Source organism: Peptoniphilus sp. KCTC 25270 (genome assembly GCF_021012875.1).
In the GTDB taxonomy this organism is placed as follows: Bacteria; Bacillota; Clostridia; order Tissierellales; family Peptoniphilaceae; genus JAJMZJ01.
This window is the reverse complement of the sequence record NZ_JAJMZJ010000001.1, coordinates 249132-261929: the sequence shown is the minus strand read 5'-3', so window position 1 is coordinate 261929 and position 12798 is coordinate 249132. Positions and strand designations below refer to the sequence as shown.

Below are 12798 nucleotides of genomic sequence, written 5' to 3'. Positions count from 1 at the left end.
TTTTATAAATATTCAATTTCCATAAGGTAGAGTCCCGAAGGATCTGCCGTATGACCTAAATCTTCTCTTTTTCCGGTTAAAGTTGCCTTATACAAAGCGTCTTCCTCCTTCAAACCTCGTCCAATTTCCATGGCGGTTCCCATAATAATTCGAATTTGATTTTTCAAAAAACTCATTCCATAAAAATCTGCAATAATATGGCTTCCTTCTTGGCGAATTTCAATTTTATCAATGGTTCGAACGGGATTTGCCGGAGAGGCATCTCGTCCTTCAAAGGCCGCAAAATTATGTTCTCCTTGAATCTTCATTAAAGCTCTTTTCATCCGCTCTACGTCTAAAGGATAACCACAATGGGCCATCCGATTGGCATACAGTCCGTTTCGATTCCGTTCGTTATAGATTTTATAACGGTAATGTTTTCGTTTGGCACGATACCGAGAGTGGAAATCCATATCCACTTCCTGAGCCAAAATAACGGACACATCCTCTGGCAAATGATAGTTAATTACCTTAGGCAAATTTCCCAAATCAATTTTACAGTGGCATTTGAAATTGGCCAGTTGCCCCAATGCGTGAACCCCGGCATCGGTTCTTCCGGCAGAATGTAGTTTTATTTTTTCATGAAAAACTTTTTCTAAAGCTTCTTTTATTGTCCCTTCTACGGTTCTCAAACCTGGCTGGTCTTGATAGCCATGGAATTTGGTCCCCGTATAGGCAATGGTAATTAAAATATTTTTCATGGCAGCGGAATGAATCTTGTGGCACAAACTAAGACGAAGAAAATGGTATTTATAATAAATATTTTTCGGTCGGTATTTGTAATTACCAATTCATTCAAACGAGTTCGATTTCCCTCTCCTCGATAGCAACGAGCTTCCATAGCGTTAGCCAAATCGTCCGCCCGGCGAAGGGCATTAATGAAAAGAGGTACCATAAGAGGAACCAAATTCTTTGCTCGACTCAAAAGGTTTCCACTTTCGAAATCGGCTCCACGGGCCATTTGTGCTTTCATAATTTTGTCCGCTTCTTCAATTAAAGTCGGAATAAATCGCAAAGCAATGGTCATCATCATGGCAATGGCATGGGCAGGGAATCCAATTTTTTTCAAAGGAGAAAGAAGTTTTTCAATCCCTTCTGTCAATTCAATCGGACTTGTTGTTAAAGTCAACAAAGAAGTTCCCAATACCAATAACACCAAGCGAATGGCCATAAAAATTGCCTGTCGAACCCCTTCTTTGGTAATGCTTATAAAGGAGTATTCAAATATTACTTCTCCGGGAATGAAGAAAATATTCATAATTACCGTAATAATAATAATCCACTTTAACGGCTTGATTCCACGAATCATCATATCCATTGGAATCTCTGATTTCTTTATTACTAAAATCAACCACAATACAATCAAAATATAGGGCGAAAAAGAGTTAATAAAAAACAAACTAATAATAAAGAAGAACATCAACGTTATCTTAAAACGAGGATCCAATCGATGAACCGCTGTATCGGCGGGAAAATATTGCCCAATGGTAATATCTTTAAACATTTTTATTCCCCTCCCAATATCTATACAATTCTTCCACTGCCTCTTCTACAGTGATGCAATCTTCGTTTACATTTAACCCCAAATCTTTCAAACGTCCCATGGCACTTCGTACTTGTGGTACGCCCAATCCTATTTCAATGAGCTTTTCTTCTTCTTTGAAAATATCTCTGGGCTTTCCGTCCATAACAATTTGTCCATGGTCCATTACAACCATTCTTGTAGCCAAACGGGCAATTTCTTCCATACTATGACTTACAAGGATAATGGTCGTGTCCCCGCCCTCAAAAATACTTTTGATTTCTTCCAAAATTTCTTTGGAACCATGGGGATCCAATCCTGCTGTTGGCTCATCCAACACAAGAATCTCTGGCTTCATGGCCAAAATTCCTGCAATGGCAACCCGACGTTTTTGTCCACCCGATAATTCAAAGGGAGATTTTTCCCCTACTTTTTCTATATCCAACCCAACCTGTTCCATGGCTTCTCGAACACGATATTGGATTTCTTCTTCTGATAATCCCAAATTAGAGGGGCCATAAGCAATATCTTTGATTACGGTCTCTTCAAACAATTGATACTCTGGATATTGAAATACTAGTCCCACTTTTTGCCGCAAAATGGAAAGTTTTTTCTGTTCTTTATGATAATTTACACCATCTACTAAAATTTCCCCAGAGGTTGGTTGAATCAATCCATTTAAGTGCTGGATCAAAGTGGATTTTCCACTTCCCGTATGACCAATTAGGCCCACAAATTCTCCTGCTTCAATTTCCAAGCTCACATCTTTTAACGCTTGCTTAGCAAAAGGGAGTCCTTCATTATAGATGTAATTTATATTTCGAATGCTAAGACGCGACATAATTCTTCCACGAACTCCTCTCTATTCAAAACCTTCGTATCCATAGGAATTCCTTTTTCTTTCAATCGATAGGCCATTTCTGTTACTTGAGGAACGTCCAATCCAATTTTTTTAATGGAATCCACTTGAGGAAAGACTTCCCTTGGTGCTCCATCTAAAATAGGATGTCCTTTTTCCATAACGACAACACGGTCTGCTTTTACAGCCTCGTCCATATAATGGGTAATCAAAATAATGGTCTTATTTTGTTCCCGATTTAACTTCATTATGGTTTCCATAACTTCCTTACGGCCATTTGGGTCCAACATGGCTGTCGGTTCGTCCAAAATAATATAATCTGGATTCATAGCTAAAATTCCCGCAATGGCAACCCTTTGTTTTTGTCCACCACTTAATTGATGGGGAGCATGTTTTACATACTCCGTCATTCCAACTACGTCCAAAGCCCAATCCACTCGTTCTCTAAGTTCTTTACTAGGAACGCCTAAATTTTCTGCCCCAAAGGCTACATCTTCCTCTACTACTGTAGCAACAATCTGATTGTCTGGATTCTGAAATACCATTCCCGCTTTTTCTCGAATGGACCAAATTTCTTCCTCACTACTTGTACTCATTCCGTCAATGAGAATTTCCCCTTCCGAAGGAATCAACAAACCATTTAGACATTTGGCCAAAGTAGATTTTCCACTTCCATTATGCCCTAAAATAGCCAAAAATTCGCCTTTTTCTATATTCAAAGACAAATCATTAATCGCTGGGAGTTGATCCTCATCCGCGGATTCATAACGATATACGACATTTTTTATTTCTATCATTTGAATCTCCTTTACATAAGAGAATTTTTTCTTTTTTAACCTTTTAACTATATCACAACAATCCCTTCCTCTCAATAGTTTCAAAGGATTGGATCTTTTTTTCAAAAAAAAGGATGGAAAATCTGAGGAGATTTTTCCATCCGATTGTTTAAGCGACTACTTTTGATTTATAGGTAGCTACAATTCGATCTACGATTGTTCCAAAAATAATATTTGCAATAGAAGTTGGTAATACAATGGCTACAAACATAGCTCCAAATCCAGCCCCTCCTGGAAGGCCTACTAAGAATAAAGCAGAACCAAGGAAAATCGCCCCACTACATAGCGTTCCTAGGAAGAAAATCAAAGCTTTTGTTGCAATACTAAGACTTCTGTTTCGTCCAGATATAGACAAAGTTTTTGCTAAAGCCAATACAAACATTCCTGAAATAACCTTGTCCAAAATATTTGGAATCTGTCCCCCTGGAAAAGATGTAGTAATCGCAGCTAGTACACCCGCAACAACTCCAACGGTTAAAGCCATCTTAAAATTTGGCGTCAACATAATAATAACGAACATACAGGCCAATAGGAAATCTGGTTTGACTCCATTTACAATTCCTGGTATTAAATGCAATACAGTTCCTACGGCCAATAAAATTGCTGCGTGTACTAATTCTTTTGTTTTCATTTTGAATATCTCCTTTTCTTAATGGCATAAAAAAATCCATTTGCCCCAATTTAGGAGCAAATGGTTATTCGCGGTGCCATCCTAGTTGTGCCCATAAAAAGACACATCTCAACTTTAGATACTAACATATCCTATCTCTGTAACGGGAGAACCGTCTCGGCTACTGTTATTCACCTTGCACTCACAGATCCATTCGAAAAATAAGATTGCATCGATTTTCACCAACCATCGACTCTCTACGCCAATTACTCATTCTCTACTTACTTCTGATCAACGTTTTATCGGATATATTGTCTATATTCTACTCGTCCTTTTTATTTTTGTCAATAGAATTTTCCTCAATTTCGCGAACAAATTCTTGTAGACTTAAAATTTCCTCTTGAACCTCAATTACAGCGCTCACTAAGGATTCCAAATGGCCATGAAGAGAACTAAGTCTCATTTTGGTTTCATCGCTCTTGTACATTTCTGAGCTTTCTGAATATTTTTGTGGAAGGGTTCCCGCTTTTTTGTGTTCCTCAATATCCTGTTCTCGGGCCTGAATATTTTCTACCATTCGTTCTTGGGCCAATTTTTGTAAATCTCTATTGCCTTCTTTTCCCTCGTCCTTCAAATGATATCGATCAATGGCCAATTTCACAATTCGATTCAATAGTTCTGAATAATCCATCCCTATGTGTTCCGACATTTTTACAATATCAGAACTTTCATGATTAATTCCTGCTAAAGAATTAATCTCTAATACGTAGGGAATTCCATCTTTGAAACGCATATCGATTCGACAATAATCTCTTAGGCCCAAAGATAAAAATACTTTCTTTGCCGTACTTTGGATACATTGGGTTTCCTCTGGCGAAAAGCGGCCTGGTAGATAATAGTGAGTATTCTCTTCAAAATCATGTTTTACTTCGAAACTATAAATTTTTTCCACACCATCTGGTAATTCCGAAAAATCTATTTCTAAAATTGGCAAAATTTCTACATCTTCGCCATTTCCCAATGCCCCGACGGTTATCTCTTTTCCATCAATATACTCTGTTACCAAAACAGGTGGCTGGTAGGAATCTAGCATTTCTTGTAAAAGGCTTTGTAAATCTTCTTTATTGTAAACAATACTCTTGTTGGTAATCCCTCGGCCAGATCCTTCATTATTCGGTTTTACCAAAACAGGAAAATCGAATTGGTAACGAGAAATATCAAACACCGATTGTATGGCAAAAGTTTTTGGTGTGGCTATGTTATTTTTTTCTAAAACACGACTGGCCAATTCTTTATCATCGGCAATTCCATGTCCCAAAGCATTGGATCCTGTATAAGGTATCTTTTCCCGATCCAATAAGGCAGGAAGTTCTCCACGATCTTGGTGGTTCTTATAACCATTGGCTAAATTAAACACCAAATCAATTTGATCTTCTTTTAATTTTTTTACCAAGTCCTTATCAAATACATAATGGAACACATCGAAAGATTCTGACAGTACTTTTTTCATCTCTTTTACTGTATTCGTTTGATACATTTCTTCAGCCATGGCTTCTTCTAGCCATTTTCTGCGAAACTGAGACACGTCTGTTACTATTCCAATTCTCATATCGTTTCCTTTCTTTTTCCATTTCTATTTTCAATATTTTATATATACCCAAAAAAGAGTTAGCAATTACGCTAACTCTTCTAATTTTTTAATTTTAATATATTAATATTCGTGGATTTCGTATACTTCCATTTGTTCTTTCAATGGATTGTCTTCTAAGGTTTTTACATATACTTTGGCTTTATCTAAGTTGGTCATCAATTCCACATCGGATTCAATCGCCGCTCGACGAATGGCAAATCCATCCCTTTGTGAATCGTTTCCTTTTGTTGGTGTATTGAATACCAAGTCAATGCCACCTTGTTTAATTATGTCAATAATCGTTGGAGATTCTTCATGCAAGCGGCGAACAAGAGTAGAAGGAATGCCTAATGACTCCAAAAATTCTCCTGTTCCTTTGGTAGCAAAGAATTCATATCCTAAGCTATGAAGAATTTTTGCCAAGGGAGCAAATTCTTCTTTGTCTCGATTTCGAACGGTTGCCAAAACTTTTCTTTTGCGTTCTGACAAATCCATTCCTGCCGCAATAAACCCTTTTGCCATAGCTTCAGCTGGCGTTTTTCCTACACCTAAAACTTCTCCTGTAGACCGCATTTCTGGCCCAAGGCTAGCTTCTACTCGATGTAATTTTTCTGTTGAGAAAACTGGAATTTTTACACAAGTTAATTGAGATTTTTCCCCAATATATGTTCCCAACCCCATACTCTCTAAACTTTCTCCCATCATAACTCTTGTAGCAAGTTCTGTAATGTTGCTATTGGTTACTTTTGAAAGGTATGGCACCGTTCTAGAACTTCTTGGATTTACCTCAATCATATAAAGGGTTTCCTCTTTGATAATGTATTGAATGTTAATCATTCCAATAACGCCCAATTCCAAAGCCACTTTTTTTGTTGCTTCTAAGATTTCTTCTTCCATTTTTTCTGAAATATTTACGGAAGGATAAATACTAATAGAGTCTCCACTATGAACGCCTGCTCGTTCTAAATGCTCCATAATTCCTGGAAGATATACATCTTCTCCATCAGAAATTGCATCCACCTCTACTTCCATCCCTTGAATGTATTGGTCAATTAAAATTGGATTTTGGGGATCTTTCTCAAAGGCTTCTTCTAAATAATAGGTCAAGTCGTTATCTGTAGTACAAATTTCCATCCCTTGCCCGCCAAGTACGTAGGAAGGGCGAACCAATACTGGATAGCCCAATCGGTTGGCCACTTCGATTCCTTCTTCTAAAGAATGGACCCCCGCACCTACTGGGCGACGAATTTCTAAATCTTCTAGCATCTGATCAAATCGTTCTCTATCTTCCGCTCGATCAATTGCATCTGGGCTGGTTCCTAAAATAGGAACTCCATTTTCTAAGAAGGATTTTGCCAATTTAATCGCTGTTTGTCCACCAAATTGTAGAATCACTCCGTCTGGATTTTCTTTTTCAATAATATTTAATGTATCTTCTTCTGTTAATGGCTCAAAATACAATTTATCAGAAATATCAAAATCAGTAGATACTGTTTCTGGATTGTTGTTGATAATAATGGTTTGAATGCCTTTACTTCTAAGTGCTTTTACACAGTGAACGGAAGCGTAGTCAAATTCTACCCCTTGTCCAATACGAATCGGTCCCGATCCAATTACAATCACTTTCTTTTTGTCTTCATCCACGAGAGACTCATCTTTCCCCTCGTAGGTGGAATATAAATAATTTACCTTTGCTTCTTTTAATCCAGCACAAGTATCTACTTTTCTATATTTTGCCGTAATTCCAAACAATTTTCGCATTTCACGAATAAATTTACTGGTTGTGCCTAAAGATTTTGCAATGCTTTCATCGCTAAAGCCACGAATTTTCAAATCTCGTAAAATATCTTCTGTTAAATCTTCTTTTTTCATGGAACGAAGCATTTTTTCTGTTTCAATAATTCCATGAATGACGTACAAGAAATACTCGTCCATTCCCGTCTCTTTGCTTAATCTACGCAAATCATATCCTGCATTCATTAAAGCGGCAAGGTAGAACAATCTTTCATCGTTGGGACGACGAACTTGTTCTTTTAATGTTTCAATATCTAGTTTCGCGTATTTTTCATTAAGCAAGCTAAAAGCTCCAATTTCCAAAGAACGCAATCCTTTTAATAGGGCGCTTTCCATCGTTGGTCCAATGGCCATAACTTCCCCAGTTGCCATCATCTTTGTTCCTAGATTTCGATCTGCATTAAAGAATTTATCAAATGGCCATTTTGGCAATTTTACCACTACATAATCAATGGCTGGTTCAAAGGCAGATGTGTCCGTTCCTGTAATTCGATTTGGAATCTCTTCTAAACCCATTCCTAAGGCAATTTTTGCTGCCACGCGAGCGATAGGATAGCCTGTTGCTTTTGAAGCCAAAGCAGAAGATCGGCTCAATCGTGGATTGATTTCGATTACTGCGTATTCTAAACTATTGGGCTCTAGAGCAAACTGAACGTTACAGCCCCCTTCAATTCCTACGGCTTCTAGGATTTTGAAGCTAGCTTCTCTTAACATTCCATGTTCCACATTGCTTAATGTTTGAGTTGGCGCTACAACAATGCTATCTCCCGTATGAACCCCTACTGGATCCACATTTTCCATATTACAAACGGTAATGCAAGTTCCTTTGCTATCACGAATGACTTCATATTCAATTTCTTTCCAACCTGTAATGCATTTTTCAATTAACACTTGATGAGCGCGAGACAAATGAAGCCCTGAAGAAGCGATGGCAATAAGCTCTTCTTCGTTATTGGCAATTCCTCCTCCAGTTCCTCCCAAGGTAAAGGCAGGACGAACAACCACTGGATATCCCAATTCTTTTGCATATTCTTTTGCTTCTTCTACGCCCTCAACGGTTTTAGACTCAATAATTGGCTCTTCAATTTCCTCCATTAAATTTCGAAAAAGTTCTCTATCTTCTCCTTTTTTGATGGATTCAATACTTGTTCCAATAATTTTTACATTGTGTTTCTCTAAAATTCCACGATCGGACAACTCAATGGATAGATTTAAGCCTGTTTGCCCACCCACGCCAGCAATCAAACTGTCTGGCTTTTCAATTTCTATGATTTTTTCAATGGTTTCTACCGTTAAAGGTTCAATGTAAACTTTGTCTGCTACTTCTTTATCGGTCATAATTGTAGCTGGATTGGAGTTTACAAGAACAACCTCTACACCCTCTTCTCTTAAAGATTCACAAGCTTGCGTTCCCGCATAGTCGAATTCTGCCGCTTGTCCTATTACAATGGGGCCACTCCCAATTACCAATGTTTTTTTAATATCTGATCTCTTTGCCACAATAGCCTCCTATGCTAATTTTTCCAATAGAGTTGTAAATGCGTCCGATAAATCGTCTGCGCCAGGTTTTCCCAATGGATCAAATAAGAAACCATATCGGTTTGCCTTAAGATTTTCAAACCCTTCTACACTTTTGTCTACATCACTTACATAGGTGATTTTCCCCAATAATTCTTCTTCTTTTATTGTATAATTGTGATTCTGACTCGTCATATATACACGTTCTTTATCCACAGACCAAACGGGATGAGAGGCTGTGCAATGGGGTGTTTCCAATGGCAACAAAGTTCCTCCTAAGGCAAGGCCTATCATCTGAGCTCCCATTCCAACTCCAATGACAGGGGTCGTTTCCTTCAAAGATCTTATGGTTTCAATTATTTCTGGATAATCCGTTGCTTTCCCTGGACCAGAAGAAACCAAAACCACATTGTGCTCTCCCTCTAAAATCTCCTTACTAGAAATTCCCGCAGAATAGATCGTTGCTTTATATCCCTTATCAGCCACATATTGCAAAAGAGATTTTTTCATTCCCAAATCTAGAATCCCAATATTTCCCTTTTCTCCTTCCAATTCAACGGTTTCTTTCGTAGAAATTTCTTCCAAATTGGGAATTTCGATATCTTGGAAAAGCTCCTCCATTTGAGAGGGAGTCAGCAGACGAGATCCAATTACTCCTCGCATATCTCCCTGTGTTTGCAATTCTTTAGATAGAGAACGAGTATCTACTCCTTTGATCCCCATAATTTCATAATAAAGAAGGAATTCTTCCAAATCCATTTCCTTACGAAAGTTGGTTGCATGACTCATGGCATCTCTACAAATAAGTGCTTGGATGGTTGGACGATCTGCTTCCATATCTTCAAAATTGGTTCCATATCCACCAATTAAAGGATAGGTCATTACCAAAAACTTCCCGTAATTTCCTGGATCGGTCATTACTTCTTCATAACCAATCATCGCGCCATTTGCCGTAAATAGTCCAGCCGTTGTCTGGATGGGTGCACCAAAACTTTTCCCTTCAAATACGGAACCATTTTCCAACTGAATGAATACTTTCATGTTTCCTCCTCTATTATAAAATTCCTACGATTTCTTCTATACTTTTTAGTTTTTCTTTTTTTACATATTCTTCCAATCCTTGAATCAGTTCTTCCCCTATTCTTGGTCTAGAAAAATTCATCGTGCCAATTTGTACCGCAGACGCCCCTACCATTAACATGGCAAGAACATCTTCCACACTTTGAATTCCACCCATTCCAATAACAGGAATTTTTACAGCACCAGCCGCTTCTCGAACCATTCTTAGGGCAATGGGAAAAATCGCCGGGCCAGATAAACCCGCGGTAATATTATCAAAGACGAATTCTTTTTTTCTTACATCAACAGCCAATGCTTGGAAGGTATTTACCAGACTAATTCCATCGGCCCCCTCTGCCTCGCAATGTTTCGCCAATTCTGAAATGGCATCTCCATTGGGAGAAAGTTTGACGATCAAAGGATGTTTGGTTCTCTTCTTTACCTCTCCCGTTATAAATCCTGCATCTTCACAACGCAATCCAAAGGCCATTCCCCCTTCTTTTACGTTGGGACAGGAAATATTTAGTTCCAAAAAATCCATTTCGATATCATTTAACATTTCGGTGGCTTCTAAATACTCTTCTAGGGAATTTCCTCCTAGATTTACAAATACTTTTGTTCCTAATTGGTTCATCTTTGGGGCGATTTCTTCTACAAATTGTTTAACACCTGGATTTTCTAACCCAATGGAATTCATAATCCCAGAAGGCGTCTCCCAAATTCTTATTCCTTTATTTCCTGGTTTTGCATTTAGCGTTAGTCCCTTTGAGGAAATTCCTCCTAAAATCGATGGATCGTAAAACCTTTTGTATTCCTCTCCAAAACCATAGGTTCCAGAAGCCATGATAATTGGATTCTTCAAAGTCTTCTCACAAATTTTTACTTCGATTCCCATAACATCTCCTCTCCAGAATAAACAGGACCATCTACACAGGTTTTCTTACGACCCGATTTGGTTTCGCAAGAACAAGCCAAGCAAGCACCAAACCCACATCCCATTCTCTCTTCTAAGCTAATATATACTGGAAGATTTTCTCTTTTTTCAAAAACACTTTTCATCATAGGTATTGGACCACAAGTATACATTTGATCTATGTTTTCTACAGACATTTTTTCCGTAACAAATCCTCCGTAGACAAATTCTATGGAATCAGATGCGCGTTCAAAAATTTCTTCCAATTCTTCAGAACGTTCTCTTAATCCAATTCTTATGGAAAAATCTTCATCCTTCCAAAATTTACTCATATGGTAAAAGGGAGCAATCCCCGTTCCCCCACCAATACACAAAGTTTTTTTCCCATTGGGCTTTTCGAATCCATTTCCATAGGGGCCTTCCATTTCAATGGGATCTCCCACATGGAGGTCCTCCAATGTCTTTGTGCCTTTTCCTACTACGGCAATTAAAAAAGTGGTGGTTTCTTTGTCTTGATCAAAAATAGACAAAGGTCTTGGAAGAAGAAGGCCCCCATCCTTTGGATGAAGCATATAAAATTGCCCTGGAGTCGCCTCCCCTCCTTGGTCAACTTTCAGCAGAAAATATCCATTTTCAAATTTCTTATTCTCAAGAATCTTTGCCATTTTCATCCTCCATCAAAAACAATATCAAAGCCATGCGGACAATCATTCCCAATTTTGCCTGTAAGAAATAATGGGCTCTAGGATCTTCATCAATCTCCGTCTCAATTTCATCCACTCTTGGAAGAGGATGCATAATGGATAAATCCTCTTTCCCTTTTCCTAAAATTTTCTTCGTTAAAGCATAACTGCCGCGAAAACCTAACCCTTCTTCCTCTGAAGCAAATCGCTCCGTTTGCACGCGAGTCATATAGAGAATATCTAAATCTTCGATTCCCTCTTCTAACGATTGAATTTCTACATAAGAATTTTTATCTACTCCATCAAAATATTCCTCAGGCATTTCCAAACCAGGAGGAGAAATAAAGGTAAAATGGTTCCCTTCTATTTCCTTTAGATGACGGAAAAGAGAATGTACCGTACGTCCATTTTTCAAATCTCCACAAAGTCCAATCTTCAAATGATCCAAGCGTCCCTTTGTATGACGAATGGTCATAAGATCTGTTAAGGTTTGGGTTGGGTGAGAATGGTTACCGTCCCCTGCATTGATTAAGTGCATTTCCTTAAGGTATGGCACCAATTTATGTTGAGTAAAAGACACCGGATGTCGCATAACACAAACGTCGGCATAGCTTTCTACTATTCGAAGGGTATCCTCTAAAGATTCTCCTTTTTTCATAGAACTATTATCCGGGCTATCCATATGAATTACAGAACCACCCAATCTTAGCATCGCGGTTTCAAAAGACATTCGCGTTCTTGTTGACGGCTCAAAAAAAAGACTAGCCAACACTTTCCCCCTTAAACGATCGATATAACGATCCGGATGAGAAAAAATGTCATCAGCTAGTCCAAATAAAACATCGTATTCATTTTTTGATAAATCTTTCGTATCCATGTAATGTGTAGGTCTCATTTTTGCCTCCATGAAAAAAACCTTTATCGCGAGAGATAAAGGGCACAAAGAACACTCTCACCATAAGTAAGAGAAACGGATTTATCTATGCACCTTCTTAGTGTCTCGCACCAAATTAAAAGCACTTTCTATATCTTTTCTTATTCTACAGAAAAAAAAATCATTCGTCAAGAAAAGGAGGCACATTTCCACAAAAAAAGAGAAACCCATTTTCCCCATTCCTCTTTTTATCCAATCCTTTGCTCTAATTTTTACTTTTCTCTATAAAAAATTTTTTGAAAAGAACTAGAAAAACCAAATTTTTAGAACCTGTCTTTTTATTTATTAAAATAATTATTTCTTTCTTTATTATCTATTATGCATCGCTTATTTTCAAAATTCATAGAATTTTTATTTTTTCAAAGAACCACTCACTTTTCTTGTTAAATTTTATTTTTTAG

At 37.8% G+C, this 12798-nt stretch carries 11 protein-coding genes and 1 other annotated feature; all 11 genes read right to left on the bottom strand.

Features of this window, described 5'->3' with window-relative positions; genetic code table 11:
* Positions 1-2 precede the first annotated feature (2 nt).
* Positions 3-740 carry a tRNA pseudouridine(38-40) synthase TruA gene (gene truA / locus LQU94_RS01250; protein WP_230634472.1) on the bottom strand — a complete coding sequence of 246 codons (738 nt, stop codon included), beginning with the start codon at positions 738-740 and terminating at the stop codon, positions 3-5.
* Entirely contained in the window at positions 737-1543 is an 807-nt protein-coding gene (locus LQU94_RS01245) for an energy-coupling factor transporter transmembrane protein EcfT (protein ID WP_230634470.1), read from the bottom strand. The genes truA and LQU94_RS01245 overlap by 4 nt, the downstream gene beginning before the upstream one ends.
* On the bottom strand, positions 1536-2402 hold the full coding sequence (locus LQU94_RS01240; protein WP_230634468.1) for an energy-coupling factor transporter ATPase: 867 nt from the start codon (positions 2400-2402) through the stop codon (positions 1536-1538). Before LQU94_RS01240 ends, LQU94_RS01245 begins: the two co-directional genes overlap by 8 nt.
* A complete protein-coding gene (locus tag LQU94_RS01235) occupies positions 2375-3217 on the bottom strand; it encodes an energy-coupling factor transporter ATPase (protein WP_230634466.1) in 843 nt (280 codons plus the stop codon). The genes LQU94_RS01240 and LQU94_RS01235 overlap by 28 nt, the downstream gene beginning before the upstream one ends.
* A gap of 148 nt (positions 3218-3365) precedes the next feature.
* Positions 3366-3887, bottom strand: coding sequence for a tryptophan transporter (locus LQU94_RS01230; RefSeq protein ID WP_230634464.1), 522 nt, complete (start codon positions 3885-3887; stop codon positions 3366-3368).
* 49 nt (positions 3888-3936) lie between these two features.
* Positions 3937-4170: a binding site (T-box leader), on the bottom strand.
* An 18-nt stretch (positions 4171-4188) separates the two neighbouring features.
* Positions 4189-5475 carry an ATP-grasp domain-containing protein gene (locus LQU94_RS01225; RefSeq protein WP_230634462.1) on the bottom strand — a complete coding sequence of 429 codons (1287 nt, stop codon included), beginning with the start codon at positions 5473-5475 and terminating at the stop codon, positions 4189-4191.
* Between the two features lie 102 nt (positions 5476-5577).
* A complete protein-coding gene (gene carB, locus LQU94_RS01220) occupies positions 5578-8790 on the bottom strand; it encodes a carbamoyl-phosphate synthase large subunit (RefSeq protein ID WP_230634460.1) in 3213 nt (1070 codons plus the stop codon).
* A 9-nt stretch (positions 8791-8799) separates the two neighbouring features.
* Positions 8800-9849, bottom strand: a complete 1050-nt coding sequence (locus tag LQU94_RS01215) for a carbamoyl phosphate synthase small subunit (protein WP_230634458.1) — start codon at positions 9847-9849, stop codon at positions 8800-8802.
* Positions 9850-9862: 13 nt separating this feature from the next.
* Complete coding sequence (locus tag LQU94_RS01210; protein WP_230634456.1) at positions 9863-10762, bottom strand: dihydroorotate dehydrogenase; 900 nt, start codon at positions 10760-10762, stop codon at positions 9863-9865.
* Entirely contained in the window at positions 10747-11445 is a 699-nt protein-coding gene (locus LQU94_RS01205) for a dihydroorotate dehydrogenase electron transfer subunit (RefSeq protein WP_230634454.1), read from the bottom strand. Before LQU94_RS01205 ends, LQU94_RS01210 begins: the two co-directional genes overlap by 16 nt.
* Positions 11429-12358 carry an aspartate carbamoyltransferase gene (gene pyrB / locus LQU94_RS01200; RefSeq protein WP_230634452.1) on the bottom strand — a complete coding sequence of 310 codons (930 nt, stop codon included), beginning with the start codon at positions 12356-12358 and terminating at the stop codon, positions 11429-11431. Before pyrB ends, LQU94_RS01205 begins: the two co-directional genes overlap by 17 nt.
* Positions 12359-12798: the final 440 nt, after the last annotated feature.